This window comes from Deefgea piscis (assembly GCF_013284055.1).
GTDB classification, from domain to species: domain Bacteria; phylum Pseudomonadota; class Gammaproteobacteria; order Burkholderiales; family Chitinibacteraceae; genus Deefgea; species Deefgea piscis.
Genome location: NZ_CP054143.1, coordinates 487,532 through 501,224 on the forward strand (window position 1 = coordinate 487,532; position 13,693 = coordinate 501,224).

Sequence of the window (13,693 nt, forward strand, 5' to 3'; positions counted from 1 at the left end):
CTACTTAAGATTGTTGCATTGCAACTCCGCAACCTGATGATCAAAGTCCCCCACCATCACCCGCTCGCTTAATAACTCAAACAGCGTATTTTGGTTTCTAGCATGCTACACCGATGATAGCCCAACCACTTTTCCAGATCGTCCGACCCAAGTATTTGATTGGGGGATTACCGACTCAAGCGAGCTATTGAAACCACCAAATCCCTCAGCGCACAAAGTGTGAAATCACGGGATTTTTACGACAGGTGTTGATGCTGAAACTAGAAATATAAAAGGCCACTAGTTATCAGGTGCGGCCCAAATTATTTCAAATCTATGCCAAAGCACTCTTTGAACGAAGTCTCATTCTTGATTTGGTATGTGTTCCGACAATCAAAAATTCACCTAACTTGAAGCATCTCAAATCAATGCGTCAATGTGAGTGGCCCACGGCACTACAGGTAACATGATGAGTAGCACATCGCCCATTCATTGAGACATCAGGCAAATAGCCCAAATTTTTATCGACAAAATGAAATTTAGCTGTCAAAAAAAGTCAGTAATTAGTACAAATAAATTGTATCTGACCAATAATGAATGTCTGTAACTGCTGAGTTTGTACTATTTATATTTACGTCGAAACTACATACTAGGATGTGCAATGTCATTAAGCCCCACGGCGTTACCCGCTGAAATTTCCAGTGCTGAAATCGACAAAGTATTTTCAATTATTGACATACCTTCTTGTCCAGCTATTGTTGCCAAGGTCTTGGCGGAAGTACAGAAAGATAATCCTGATATTCGAACGCTGGCACAGTCAATCTCGGCTGACGCAGGAATGGCAGCAGCTTCGTTGCGATTGGCAAATTCGCCATTATTTCGAGTCGGTAAGCAAACCAGTAGTGTGCTGGAGGCTATTGAGCGCCTAGGGATGCGTAATATTTCATGCGTCATAATTGCGACGGCTCTAAAGTCTTCAATGAGTGGAATATCAGGTGAGTCTGTAAATCAATTTTGGATTAAGGCCTCTAGCATTGCTTTAGCAGCAGGCATGATTGCCAAGCGCCAGTTTGGTGTTGCACCTGATGCGGCCTATACCTATGCCCTGTTTCATAATGCGGGTCAGCCGTTGATGATGCAACGTTTTCCTGAATATCCCGCGCTGATTACAGAGTGTCGTAATAATGGACGCATGCTCATCAGCGCAGAAGATCAATACTTCCCTTGTACACATCCAATTATTGGCTCTTTATTGGTCCGAAACTGGGGGCTAGCACCCTTAGTGGGACTGGCGATTCGATTCCATCATGAGCCAGATGTGTACGACTTACCCGATCAATCCTTGCCTGGTGGTGCGGTTTCATTGATTGCAGTCACGCATATCGCCGAATTTTTATCCGATGAGATGGATTGCGAGCCTGATCTGGAGGTGGGTGCGCAAAACTTCCAGCGAGCTCTAGAGCATTTTGGGATTGAATTAAATGAACTTGATGAGCTAAGGGATGTCGTTTCGCAATCGCGCCAGAATGATGCGAGTTAGGGTATGTTGTAGCGTACTGAATCAAGACCAGATTGAGCACGCACAAATTATTAGATGAACGGAGGTCACTCGAGTAACCCGCAAAACCGATACTTTGTGTAAATGCGTAACCGTTTTAAATTCTATTGAATTTCGTAAACAAATAGAATAGACCTATTTTCTGCAGCAAAATCGACCGCCGATGATAGTGCTATTTTATTAGCTAGCGACAAACTGGCTATCCGGAACAGTTCAAATAGTTTGAACAAAAAAAAGGACCTAGCATTGCTGCTAAGTCCTTGATTTTACTGGTGGGCCTTCACGGACTTGAACCGTGGACCAAAGGATTATGAGTCCTCTGCTCTAACCAACTGAGCTAAAGGCCCGAAAGGATTGCTATTCTACTGTTCGCTGGCGTTATTTTCAATAAAACTCTTCAATCTTTCTGAACGAGTTGGATGACGCAGCTTACGTAGAGCCTTGGCTTCAATTTGACGAATCCGCTCACGCGTTACATCAAACTGTTTACCAACTTCTTCGAGCGTATGATCAGTACTCATATCAATACCAAAACGCATGCGTAGCACTTTGGCTTCACGTGGTGTTAAGGTATCAAGCACTTCTTTGGTCGCTTCACGCAAACCGGCATAAACGGCAGCATCAGCAGGCGCCATATTATTAGCGTCTTCAATAAAATCACCGAGGTGTGAATCATCATCATCACCAATCGGCGTTTCCATTGAAATCGGCTCTTTGGCGATTTTAAGGATTTTGCGAATTTTGTCTTCCGGCATTTCCATGCGTTCAGCCAATTCTTCAGGTGTTGCTTCGTTACCTGTTTCTTGCAAAATCTGGCGCTGAATACGGTTCATCTTATTGATCGTTTCGATCATATGTACCGGAATACGAATCGTGCGTGCTTGGTCAGCAATCGAGCGAGTAATCGCCTGACGAATCCACCATGTGGCATATGTTGAGAACTTATAACCACGGCGATATTCGAATTTATCTACTGCTTTCATCAAGCCGATATTGCCTTCCTGAATCAAATCAAGGAATTGCAAACCACGGTTGGTGTATTTTTTGGCGATAGAAATCACCAAACGCAAGTTGGCTTCAATCATTTCGCGCTTTGCGCGTTTGGCCTTAGCTTCACCCGTCGACATATGGCGGCTAATTTCTTTCAACTCACGAATACTCAAACGCGCTGACTCTTGCAGTTCGTTGAGTTTTTGCTGTTGCTCCATGATCGCGTGTTTATAACGGAACATGATGCCGGAGTAACTTTTTTCTGCCGCGATTTCTTCCGAAACCCACGTCAAATCAGTTTCACGCCCAGGAAAATTTTTGATGAAATAATCACGTGGCATACCGACACGGCGCGTGCATAAATCCATGATTTGGCGTTCATGCGTGCGAATATCATCGACCATTCCGCGCAATACATCGCATAGCGATTCAACTTGACGAGCAGAAAAACGAATTTTCTGGAACTCAATCGCAATCGATTGCTGTAGCAAGATATAGGTTGGTGATGCTGTGCCGTGATCAATCAATGCTTCAAGCATCCGACCGTAAAGGTCGTTAATCACTTCAAAATGTTCACGCGCTTGAGTTTTTAGTAGCTCTAGATTGGCACTAGCAGCTGCGGCGCCACCATCATCTTCGGCTTCTTCCTCATCATCACCGTCACTCTCTTCGAGCACGGCATCAGGATCAGGCAAATCTAGCGCAGTCTCTTCTTCTTCAACCGCGTTTGGATCGATAAAGCCGTCGATGACATCATCAATACGAATTTCATCATTCAAACCACGTTCGACCAAATCAATAATTTGAGCAATCGTCGTTGGACATGCCGAAATGGCCGTGATCATGTGCTTTAAGCCGTCTTCGATGCGTTTGGCGATTTCAATTTCGCCTTCACGCGTCAAGAGCTCAACGGTTCCCATTTCGCGCATATACATGCGGACAGGATCCGTTGTACGGCCAAAGTCAGCATCGACTGAAGACAGAGCAGCTTCAGCTTCTTCCGCTGCATCTTCATCTGCCACCGCGGCAGGCGCGTCGGACATCAACAGATCTTCAGCATCAGGAGCTTCGTCGTAGACTTGGATCCCCATATTGGAGATCATGCTGATAATGCCTTCGATTTGCTCGGCATCCAACATGTCTTCTGGGAGGTGATCGTTAATCTCGGCGTACGTGAGGTAACCACGTTCCTTACCGAGGACGATTAGCGTCTTAAATTTGGCTTTGCGTTCTTCAGGGTCGAGTTTTTCCTCGGCCTGTTTGCCGCCGTTTAATTCAAGATTATCTTTATTTAGTTTTTGATCTGCTGCCATGACTCTGCTTGGGTGTCTAGCAAAACCGAGAATTATACCAGACATCGAAGGGTTTTGTCCCCGACATCGGAAGTGAAGAGCCCATTTGACCCCTTCACTTAGCTAGCGACGCAACAAAAGCGTCAAGTATTCTTGCGATTCTTCATCAGTCAAACCGCGACTGGCCGAGAGCGCATCAAGCTCTTCTTTCCGACTTAGTGTAGACCCTAGCGAAAAATTTTGCGTAGCAGCCATCAATGAGTTAGAAATTTCAATGAGCAATTCGTCTTGGTCAAACTTATCAAATAAATGATGTGATTCATTCAATATCGGAGCTAATCGTGCAAACCCCGGTAGATCCTGACAACGTTCGACCAATTCAGCACCTAGAAGTTCGACATCTAATCGAGCGCGCATCAATACACAACGCACCAAACCACTGAATCCCTCATTAGGCCAAGCCAATTCACATTCATCCTGCCCTTGTAAAATCGACGGACGGAATAAAACCAACTGCAAAACACGCAACAACGGGTCGTGCTGAGCGGCGGGCTTTAAGCGTGGCCGATCTTCTTCTGCTCGCCAAGATTTACCTTTTGCTCCGCGCTTAAAACCGCCATTAGAACGTGGCTGCCAAGGCCGCTTTACTTGGCCTTGACCCTGCCACGCATCATAAACTGGCGCAGAATCAAACGCAGTGTCTGCGGACATCTCCGGAAAAACCGGCACATCCACCGACGGAGCAACAGTCAACGACGCAAACTCGGCAGTGGATAATTGGCACATTTCTGCCAACCGTTTACTGAGCATTAACTTTAATATGGGGGCTTGTATCAATTGATCAAGATGGGGACGTGCAATATGTACTAAACGCGCCCGGCCTTCTTCCATCGTTAGATCAACCTGCGCCGACAATTCTTTTAATAAGTACTGCGACAAAGGCAATGCCGCCTCATCAATCAACGACTCAAATGCGGCACGACCAAATTCCTGCACGTAAGAATCCGGATCATGCTCGGCAGGCAAAAACAAAAATTTTAGCTCTTTGCCGTCTTTCACTTCGGGTAGGCTATTTTCTAGCGCTCGCCATGCAGCCTTGATACCGGCTTTATCACCATCAAAGCCAAACACCACTTCATCGGCCAATTTAAGCAATTTACGAATATGCTCAGGCGTACATGCCGTACCTAGCGATGCAACAGCGTACTCAATGCCATGCTGATGCAGCATCACCACATCCATATAGCCTTCGGCAACCAAGGCTCGGTTGTGATCGCGAATTGCGGTACGCGCCTGTGGCAAACCATACAACTCCCGGCCCTTACTAAATACTGGCGTTTCAGGTGAGTTCAAATACTTAGGCTCACCCTGCCCCATCACACGACCACCAAAACCGATGATCTGACTACGCTGATTCATAATTGGAAACATTACGCGCTCACGAAAACGATCGTAGCGACGCTTTGATTCTTCTTTATCAATCACTAAGCCGGCCTCAGCTAAAGTGACATTCCAGTCATAATCGGGGTATACCGCCTTAAGCGGCTGCCAATCATCGCCGCCAGGTGCATACCCTAAGCCAAACTTAGCCGCTGTTTTACCCTCAACACCACGCCGCTTGAAATACTCAATTGCCGCAGGTGCGGTTTTGAGCTGCGCCCGATAAAAATCAAACGCAACTTTCAGTACATCATAAATGCCGGGTACTTTTTTTTGTTCTTCCGATTGTGGCCGATCTTCCACCGGCACTTGCATGCCAACCGATTCTGCCAATTGCCTAACGGCCTCAGGAAAACTTAAAGCCTGCAACTCCATGATGAAAGTTAACGCCGATCCATGCACCCCACAACCAAAGCAGTGATAAAACTGCTTGGTTTGGCTAACCGTAAAAGAAGGCGATTTTTCTTTGTGAAACGGGCAGCAGGCCATGTAATTTTGGCCAGCCTTTTTTAGCGGCACATAGCGCTCGACCACGTCGACAATATCAACGCGGTTCAATAAATCCTGAATAAAATCATCGGGAATTCGCGCCATTTAAACTCAGCACACCTTCAAAAAAATAGACTCGCAAAGGCCATGCGATTAAGCCATCCGCGCTTTAACGAGTTTACTCACTTCAGCCATATCGGCACGGCCGGCGAGTTGGGGCTTGATTTCGGCCATGATTTTACCCATCGCAGCAGCAGTTGCCCCATGCGTTGCAATCGCGGCGTCGACAATAGCGCCAATTTCTTCAGCGCTGAGTTGTTGCGGCATATATTCAATCAAGATCGCCACTTCAAATTTTTCTTTATCTGCCAAATCTTGACGTGCGGCGGCTTCAAATTGCGTGATACTGTCTTTACGCTGCTTGAGCATTTTGTCGATGATGGCGGTAATCGCGGCATCATCCAGCTCAATCCGTTCATCCACTTCACGCTGCTTGATCGCAGCAAGCAATAAACGAATAACACCAAGACGATCAGCTTGCTTTTCTTTCATTGCTGTTTTCATATCAGCAGTAATTCGGGCTTTTAAAGTCATCACACGTCCTTAATTTGATGCAGTCATAACAAAACGTTGTACGTCTTCACGCCGCGCGACCAACACGCTTTGCGATTCCTTAGCTTCAATTTGGACCGAAATCGTCAAAATCAATTCACACCGCTTAGTAATGACAACGCTAAGTGCAGAAAAAACAAAAGGTCGCCTAGGCGACCTTAAGTACAAACAACAGCTAGCTTAACTCTTAGTAGAGTTTTGCTGGCAATTGTTGGCTACGCAGACGCTTGTGTTGACGCTTTACAGCGGCAGCAAGCTTGCGTTTACGTTCAGCAGTTGGCTTCTCGTAGAATTCGCGTGCACGAAGTTCGGTGAGGAGGCCAGTCTTTTCAACAGAACGCTTGAAGCGGCGCATCGCTACTTCGAACGGTTCGTTTTCTTTAACGCGTACGGAAGGCATTAGTCGAATCCTAGTAAACTTTTAAACTCTAGCCTCGTTAAAGACCAAAGATCGGGAAAGGGTGCGATTATCCGGTATAAATTCTGAATTGTCAAAAGGAATAGAGATCAGCCCCTTTCGTGTTGCATCTTTGCCCGTTAATATAAGCAGATTGATCATCTAATAATGAGTGCGCCATGCTGGTATTAGGCATTGAATCTTCTTGCGACGAAACTGGCGTTGCGCTGTACGACACCGATGCAGGCCTGTTGGCCCACCAACTGCATACCCAAATCGCCATGCATAGCGAGTATGGCGGTGTTGTGCCTGAATTGGCGTCACGCGACCATATTCGCCGCGTACTACCTTTAACTGAAAGCTGTTTGACACAAGCGGGCAAGCAGCTCGATGACATTGATGCCATTGCCTACACCGCAGGGCCCGGTCTTGCCGGCGCTTTACTGGTTGGCGCATCGGTCGCCAATGCACTGGCGTTTGCGCTGGGCAAGCCAACGATTGCAGTGCATCACTTAGAAGGACACTTATTATCGCCTTGCTTAGCCGACCCTGCGCCTGAATTTCCATTTATTGCTTTATTAGTATCGGGCGGGCACACGCAATTGATGGCAGTCCACGGTGTTGGGCGCTATGAATTACTCGGCGAAACTGTTGATGATGCGGCGGGTGAAGCGTTTGATAAATCGGCAAAACTAATTGGTCTGGGTTATCCCGGTGGCCCGGCGCTGTCCAAACTTGCCGATACTGGCGACGCAACGCGCTTTACTTTGCCACGGCCCATGCTGCATACGCCGAACTTAGATATGAGTTTTTCCGGCTTAAAAACCGCAGTACTTAATTTAGTCACCCAACAATCGCCGCTGGACGATATAACTCGGGCAGATATTTGCGCGGCCTTCCAAGAAGCCATTGTTGAAGTGCTGGTTAAAAAGTCACTCAAAGCACTCAAACAAACCGGCATGAAGCGTTTGGTCATCGCCGGCGGCGTGGGTGCCAATCGACAATTGCGTGCTGCATTCGATGATGCGGCCAAAAAACGCGGCTTTACGGTGTTTTATCCGCCACTTGAATTGTGCACCGACAATGGCGCGATGATTGCTTATGCTGGCGCACAGCGACTCAGCGAGCGACAAGTTGCCGGCTCTTTTGCTGTCAAACCACGCTGGGACTTAGCCAGCCTTGCCAGCGCCGACTAGCATCTATTCACGCTTGGTTTGTTCGCTGCGCCGACCAAGCCACTGTCGCTAATCGAGGGTATTACCCTCTAAGCAATACATCAAAAAGCTGAGATTAATATACCCATAAAAAAACCCGCTATTGCGGGTTTTTCATTATTGGCGGCGTGATGACTGCAATTACGCCACGACAAAAGACTGCTCAAGCTGATTGGGCCACGCCAGATTGAGCGTTTGCCCCGAACGAATCGGCCCAACCCCTTCTGGGGTTCCGGTATAAATCAGATCGCCGGGCTGCAAAGTAAACTTACTGGAAATCCACGCAATCAAGGTGGCAACGTCAAATGCCATTAAGCGCGTATCGGCCGCCTGGCGCAGCTCACCATCAATCGTCAGCGTAAATTGCTGCTGCGTCGGATCAATCCCGTCCGCAGCGACAAAATCAGTCAATACCGCAGCACCATCAAAGCCTTTGGCCAAAGTCCAAGGCTGGCCATTTTTTTTCGCCAGCGCCTGTACATCGCGCGCGGTCAAATCCAAGCCCAAACCGTAGCCAGCAATATGCGCCAGCGCATCAGCCTTCGCAATATGCGCGCCGCCTTGGCCAATCAACACCACCAGCTCTAATTCGTGATGCACCTCATTGGACCATGACGGCAACACTAACGCGGCCCCCGGCTGCACCACCGCTGAATTGGGTTTAATAAATACCATCGGCTCTTCAGTGATCGCCGAGCCCATTTCTTTGGCATGGGCAACAAAATTGCGCGCCACACAATAAATATTATTTACTCGCCATGCCGTTGCACCCAGTTGAATCTCAGCCATTGCTTACGCCACCCATTGAGAAATACTAAATAACAAAATCACCGCCAACCACAAAATCGCCGCTCGCCACACCAGCGCCACCGCGCTGGTTAAGTAATCAGGATTAGCCGACTCGCCAACACCTAATTCGGGGCGATATTTCACCGTATGATCTTGATGCAACGCTTCGCCTAAACGAACGCCTAAAGCACCAGCGGCGGAAGCCAACAAAATACCGTAATCTTGATCCATCCATTGCTGCGCCTGTGAGCGCCAGCAATAAACTGCGTCTTCAAAATTACCCACCACGGCAAATGAAATCGCCGCCAAACGAATCGGAATAAAATCCAAAATATCCATCACGCCATCGGCAAAGCGGCCAAACACATCACCATGCCCACCCCATTTTTGCTGCAATAAACACGCCGCACGGTAAGCCACAGCACCAGCAGGACCGGCAATCCACGCCAAAGCGACAAACCAAAAAATAGTGCCAAACACATAGCGATAAGAATCAATCACCCCTTGCTCAATCGTCAAACGCGCTACTTCATCTTCATTGAGCTCTGAAGTCGATTGTCCTGTCCAATCCCCCAGCATGCTGCGCGCCGTATTTAAATCATCGGCCTGCAATGCTTTTGAGATTTTGGTGAAGGCATGGCTAAACTGGCGAAAGCCCATCGTAAAATATAAAATCAACACATCCCAAGCAATCGCTAGAAACACGTTATACCGCAGCAAAAACCAATACCCACCCGCAGTAATCGCCACCAGCGGCACCACAGCGAGTAGCCAGGCATATACCCCATTGCGATATTCACCCGCATTTAAATTACGCCCCATGCCATTGGCGGTGCGAATAAAACCCAAATACAGTGGATTACGGCTGCTAATCGGCCGCAGTTGCTCTAATAGCAAAGCTAAAATCAAAGACAAAATACTCATAAACTTAATCCTAAATTGCGCCCAAGCTAAAAAAATCAGCTCATAGCCGTACATACTTTATGTTTCAAAGATAACATAGAGCCCTTGCGAGCAGAAACAATATAGACAGCTCTTGAAAAAGCACGCCACAGTGCCATATCGTCAATACCACCCTCAACCGGAGAAACAAATGGAACATCAACTTCCTACACTGCCTTACGCACAAGATGCTTTAGCGCCATTTATGTCAGCTGAAACTTTGTCTTATCACTATGGCAAACATCACCAAACTTATATTACCAACCTGAACAACCTCATCAAAGGCACTGACAACGAAAACAAGTCGCTAGAAGAGATTGTAAAAACTGCACCTGCAGGTGGTTTATATAATAACGCCGCACAAACTTGGAACCATACTTTCTTTTGGTTTGGCTTTGCACCTAACCCAACAGGCGAAGATCGCGCACCTGCTGGCGCATTGGCAGATGCCATTGCCGCTAAATGGGGCTCATTTGATGAATTCAAAAAAGCCTTCAATACCTCAGCAGCCGGCAACTTTGGTTCAGGCTGGACTTGGTTGGTTAAAAAAGCCGACGGTTCACTCGACATCTTGAATACTGGCGCAGCAGGCACCCCACTCACTACCGGCGAAACAGCACTGTTGACCTGTGACGTTTGGGAACACGCTTACTACATCGATTACCGTAACAGCCGTCCTAACTACCTCGAAGGTTTCTGGAAACTGGTTGACTGGAATGTCGTTGCTGCACGTTTAGCCGCATAAAAATAAGCAACAGCTGAGCGATATGTCAGCTTTTGTATACAGATTTTAAAAAAGACGATCACTCGATCGTCTTTTTTTTTCGCCCACGATTTACCCTCTAAACCAAGCGCAAAAACAGTGCACGAAAAGTCAAATTGGTATTTCTCCTTATATTTCAAAGGCATTAGCCATAACCCTCACGCACCAAGTTGCAGCGCAATAATTAGCATTTCATGATGTGCACTGTTATTTATTTCAAACAGCTTTGTTTTGCTTACTTAAAAATTAAGACTATGAATTTAAACTGTTTTTAAATCAATTCACCGAGTTGACAAGACAAATGTAGTTTGAGAAATTAGCGCTACGAAACGTAACAGCCGCGAAAGCAACTGCAATTCGCTGCAAAGATTACGTGCAACGACTGGTATTAAGCAAAACAAAATCCAGCGTCAGCAATGAGCCGAGTGTACGAGCCAAAAAACCAAGAACAAACAGGGGCTACTCGCAGTGCACTCGGGTCAAACCCTGTTTTGAAGACCATGCGCCTCACGGTGCAATTGAAATTCTTACTAAACAAATGATGGATGAGAGGAAATATCAAATGAACTTCCGTTTAGCCGCAATCCCGGCAGCCATTGCCTTTGTCTCAATCAGCGCCTTTGCTGCTGATGCATGGAATAGCGCAACCGCCTACTCTGGTGGCGCCGTCGTCACTTATGCAGGTAAAGAGTACAAAGCAAAATGGTGGACTCAGGGCAATGTACCTGGTGCAGAACAATGGGGTCCTTGGGAAGCAACCGGTACTGCCCCAACCACAGCACCGACCACAGCACCAACGACCGCCCCTACCGCAACGCCAAGCACTGCACCAGGCGCTTGCACTAGCGCTGAATGGAATTCAAGCGCCGTTTACACCGGTGGCAACTTAGTGAGCTACAACAACCGTAGCTACAAAGCAAAATGGTGGACTCAAGGCAACGCGCCAGGCAGCAATGATGTTTGGCAAGATATGGGCGCATGTGGCACGAGCACAGCAACACCAACGCCAACCGCAACACCAACTGCAACACCAACTGCAACACCAACTGCAACACCAACTGCAACACCAACTGCAACACCAACCGCAACACCAACCGCAACACCAACTGCAACACCAACTGCAACACCAACTGCAACACCAACTGCAACGCCAACTGCAACGCCAACAACGTCTGCAACACCTGTTCCACCGACTGGTGCGAAACAAGTGGGTACCTACTTTGCAGAATGGTCAATTTACGGTCGTAAGTTCTACCTGAAAAACATGCAAGACAGCGGTCAAGCTGCCAAGTTGACGTTCTTGAACTACTCATTCGCCAATATCTATAACCGTGGCGGCAAATACGTTTGCGATGCAACCGTAAATAAACTCGAAGCCGGCGGACAAGACGGTGGTGATGCATGGGCGGTTTACCAAAAAGGCTTTGGTGCTGGTGAATCAGTGGATGGCGTTGCTGATAAATACGGTTGGGATAAATGGGATGATCCTCGCCAAGGCAAAGCTGGCCCACTCAAAGGCAACTTAAATCAGTTGAAAAAACTGAAAGCCAAAAACCCGAACATGAAAGCACTTATTTCATTGGGTGGCTGGACTTGGTCGAAATGGTTCTCTGCGGCGGCTGCCACCCCAGAACTACGCCAAGCTTTAGTTAGCTCGTGTATCGACGTGTGGATCAAAGGTAATATTCCATTCGATTCAGGCTCAAATGCCGGTGGTTCTTACGTTGATCCAACAACTGGCAAAACGGTCTACGCCGCTGCCGACGTATTTGACGGGATTGATATCGACTGGGAATACCCAGGTGTACAAGGTATTGGCACGAACACAGTTTCTGCTGCCGACAAGCAAAACAACAACTTGTTAATGCAAGAATTCCGCAAACAATTGGATGAGTTGAGCAAAACCACCGGCAAGAAATACTTGTTGACCGTCGCCATTGGTGCCGGCGATGATAAAATTGCCGCGACAGAACCAGCCGAATACAGCAAATACCTCGACTGGATCAACATCATGTCGTACGACTTTAACGGCGGCTGGGATGCACAAGGTCCAACCGACTTCCAATCAAATCTGTACCAAGATCCAGCTAGCCCACGCACAGTGGATCCAAAAACGGGCAAAGTCAGCAAATACTACACTGACGCAGCCGTGAAAGATCTGATTGCCCGTGGTGCACCAGCGGCGAAATTGCATATCGGTGTTCCATTCTACGGTCGTGGTTGGACTGGCGTGAAAAACGTGAACAATGGTCTGTATCAAACCGCAACCGGTGCTGCTAAAGGCACGTACGAAGCCGGTATCGAAGACTACAAAGTACTGAAAAACGCGCCAGGTACTGAGTATATTCATCCAGTTACGCAACAAACCTATCGTTTTGATGGCTCGACATTCTGGTCTTACGACACTCCTCGTGATATCAAACTGAAAGCTGACTATGCAAACAAAATGGGTCTGGGCGGTATCTTTAGCTGGGAAGCCGACGGCGACACCGCCAACGGTGAACTGGTTGAAGCAATGACGCATATCAACAAATAAAAATAAGCTTGTAAAGATTGAACCCCACTTTTTAAGTGGGGTTTTTTTATCGCTAAATCCGCAATAATTACACCAAACAAACAAATTTCAAACGCCTAATGAAATGATGCAAAAACCGCTGCAAACCAAGTAAATACAAGCCTTCGCCGCCCGCACAACCCCATAAAAATCCTTGCTCCAGAGGCCTTTAAGCTTTAGCATGTGGCTCTATAGGGAATCAATCCAGCGCATCTCGCACGATAAAACTTAGACCGAGATTGAAGATGAAAACGCAATATTTCTTACATAAAAAAAATGGTTTCACGCTACTAGAATTACTCGTAGTACTTCTGATTATTGCGCTACTTGCTGGCTATGTCGGCCCCAAACTGTTTGGTGAAGTTGGCAAAGCCAAAACCAAAACTGCCGCTAGTCAAATGAAATCCATCGCTGGGGCATTAGATCAATATCGCCTCGATACCGGCCGCTACCCGAGTACTGAATTGGGCCTCAATAGCTTAACCAAAAAGCCGGCTGACGAAGGCAAATGGAGCGGCCCTTACCTGATGAAGGATGTACCCAACGATCCTTGGGACAAGCCTTACATTTACACTATCCCTGGTGAAAATGGCCATGACTACGAATTAAAAAGTTATGGCTTAGATGGTAAACCGGGCGGTAGCGGCGAAGACGCCGATATCAGCTACTGGTAA

11 protein-coding genes and 1 tRNA gene are annotated in these 13,693 nt (G+C 47.3%); 5 read left to right on the forward strand and 7 right to left on the reverse strand.

Features of this window, described 5'->3' with window-relative positions; all coding sequences use genetic code 11:
* The first annotated feature begins 640 nt into the window (after nt 1-640).
* Nucleotides 641-1,519 (forward strand): HDOD domain-containing protein, encoded by an 879-nt coding sequence (locus HQN60_RS02365; protein WP_173532179.1) that lies wholly within the window; start codon nt 641-643, stop codon nt 1,517-1,519.
* Between the two features lie 288 nt (nt 1,520-1,807).
* Here HQN60_RS02365 and HQN60_RS02370 read toward each other — a convergent pair.
* The 5 genes from HQN60_RS02370 to rpsU form a co-directional block, all read right to left on the reverse strand.
* Nucleotides 1,808-1,884, reverse strand: a tRNA-Ile gene (locus HQN60_RS02370).
* 15 nt (nt 1,885-1,899) lie between these two features.
* Nucleotides 1,900-3,840, reverse strand: coding sequence for an RNA polymerase sigma factor RpoD (gene rpoD, locus HQN60_RS02375; RefSeq protein ID WP_173532180.1), 1,941 nt, complete (start codon nt 3,838-3,840; stop codon nt 1,900-1,902).
* A 102-nt stretch (nt 3,841-3,942) separates the two neighbouring features.
* On the reverse strand, nt 3,943-5,853 hold the full coding sequence (gene dnaG, locus HQN60_RS02380; RefSeq protein ID WP_173532181.1) for a DNA primase: 1,911 nt from the start codon (nt 5,851-5,853) through the stop codon (nt 3,943-3,945).
* 48 nt (nt 5,854-5,901) lie between these two features.
* Nucleotides 5,902-6,342, reverse strand: coding sequence for a GatB/YqeY domain-containing protein (locus HQN60_RS02385; protein WP_173532182.1), 441 nt, complete (start codon nt 6,340-6,342; stop codon nt 5,902-5,904).
* Nucleotides 6,343-6,547: 205 nt separating this feature from the next.
* Nucleotides 6,548-6,760 carry a 30S ribosomal protein S21 gene (gene rpsU, locus HQN60_RS02390; protein ID WP_157670867.1) on the reverse strand — a complete coding sequence of 71 codons (213 nt, stop codon included), beginning with the start codon at nt 6,758-6,760 and terminating at the stop codon, nt 6,548-6,550.
* 176 nt (nt 6,761-6,936) lie between these two features.
* Here rpsU and tsaD point away from each other — a divergent pair, with 176 nt between their 5' ends.
* Nucleotides 6,937-7,953: a tRNA (adenosine(37)-N6)-threonylcarbamoyltransferase complex transferase subunit TsaD gene (gene tsaD / locus HQN60_RS02395; RefSeq protein ID WP_173532183.1), complete on the forward strand. Its 1,017-nt coding sequence runs from the start codon at nt 6,937-6,939 to the stop codon at nt 7,951-7,953.
* A 159-nt stretch (nt 7,954-8,112) separates the two neighbouring features.
* Here the strand turns inward: tsaD and HQN60_RS02400 are convergent, their stop codons facing one another.
* Nucleotides 8,113-8,760 (reverse strand): fumarylacetoacetate hydrolase family protein, encoded by a 648-nt coding sequence (locus HQN60_RS02400; RefSeq protein ID WP_173532184.1) that lies wholly within the window; start codon nt 8,758-8,760, stop codon nt 8,113-8,115.
* A gap of 3 nt (nt 8,761-8,763) precedes the next feature.
* The gene (locus HQN60_RS02405; protein ID WP_173532185.1) at nt 8,764-9,684 is read right to left on the reverse strand and encodes a CobD/CbiB family protein; all 921 of its coding nucleotides are present in this window, start codon (nt 9,682-9,684) and stop codon (nt 8,764-8,766) included.
* A 169-nt stretch (nt 9,685-9,853) separates the two neighbouring features.
* Between HQN60_RS02405 and HQN60_RS02410 the strand changes: the two genes are divergently transcribed.
* The 3 genes from HQN60_RS02410 to gspG all read left to right on the forward strand — a co-directional run bounded on the left by HQN60_RS02410 (nt 9,854) and on the right by gspG (nt 13,693).
* Nucleotides 9,854-10,447, forward strand: a complete 594-nt coding sequence (locus HQN60_RS02410; RefSeq protein ID WP_173532186.1) for a superoxide dismutase — start codon at nt 9,854-9,856, stop codon at nt 10,445-10,447.
* Nucleotides 10,448-11,027: 580 nt separating this feature from the next.
* A complete protein-coding gene (locus HQN60_RS02415) occupies nt 11,028-13,001 on the forward strand; it encodes a glycosyl hydrolase family 18 protein (RefSeq protein ID WP_173532187.1) in 1,974 nt (657 codons plus the stop codon).
* Between the two features lie 263 nt (nt 13,002-13,264).
* A complete protein-coding gene (gene gspG, locus HQN60_RS02420; RefSeq protein ID WP_173532188.1) occupies nt 13,265-13,693 on the forward strand; it encodes a type II secretion system major pseudopilin GspG in 429 nt (142 codons plus the stop codon).

What these genes read in the sequence shown, in the direction of transcription:
- rpoD (WP_173532180.1), bottom strand. Translation starts at nt 3,840, where the DNA reads ATGGCAGCAGATCAAAAACTAAATAAAGATAATCTTGAATTAAACGGC.
- HQN60_RS02365 (WP_173532179.1), top strand. Translation starts at nt 641, where the DNA reads ATGTCATTAAGCCCCACGGCGTTACCCGCTGAAATTTCCAGTGCTGAA.
- rpsU (WP_157670867.1), bottom strand. Translation starts at nt 6,760, where the DNA reads ATGCCTTCCGTACGCGTTAAAGAAAACGAACCGTTCGAAGTAGCGATG.
- tsaD (WP_173532183.1), top strand. Translation starts at nt 6,937, where the DNA reads ATGCTGGTATTAGGCATTGAATCTTCTTGCGACGAAACTGGCGTTGCG.
- HQN60_RS02410 (WP_173532186.1), top strand. Translation starts at nt 9,854, where the DNA reads ATGGAACATCAACTTCCTACACTGCCTTACGCACAAGATGCTTTAGCG.
- HQN60_RS02405 (WP_173532185.1), bottom strand. Translation starts at nt 9,684, where the DNA reads ATGAGTATTTTGTCTTTGATTTTAGCTTTGCTATTAGAGCAACTGCGG.
- HQN60_RS02385 (WP_173532182.1), bottom strand. Translation starts at nt 6,342, where the DNA reads ATGACTTTAAAAGCCCGAATTACTGCTGATATGAAAACAGCAATGAAA.
- HQN60_RS02400 (WP_173532184.1), bottom strand. Translation starts at nt 8,760, where the DNA reads ATGGCTGAGATTCAACTGGGTGCAACGGCATGGCGAGTAAATAATATT.
- gspG (WP_173532188.1), top strand. Translation starts at nt 13,265, where the DNA reads ATGAAAACGCAATATTTCTTACATAAAAAAAATGGTTTCACGCTACTA.
- HQN60_RS02415 (WP_173532187.1), top strand. Translation starts at nt 11,028, where the DNA reads ATGAACTTCCGTTTAGCCGCAATCCCGGCAGCCATTGCCTTTGTCTCA.
- dnaG (WP_173532181.1), bottom strand. Translation starts at nt 5,853, where the DNA reads ATGGCGCGAATTCCCGATGATTTTATTCAGGATTTATTGAACCGCGTT.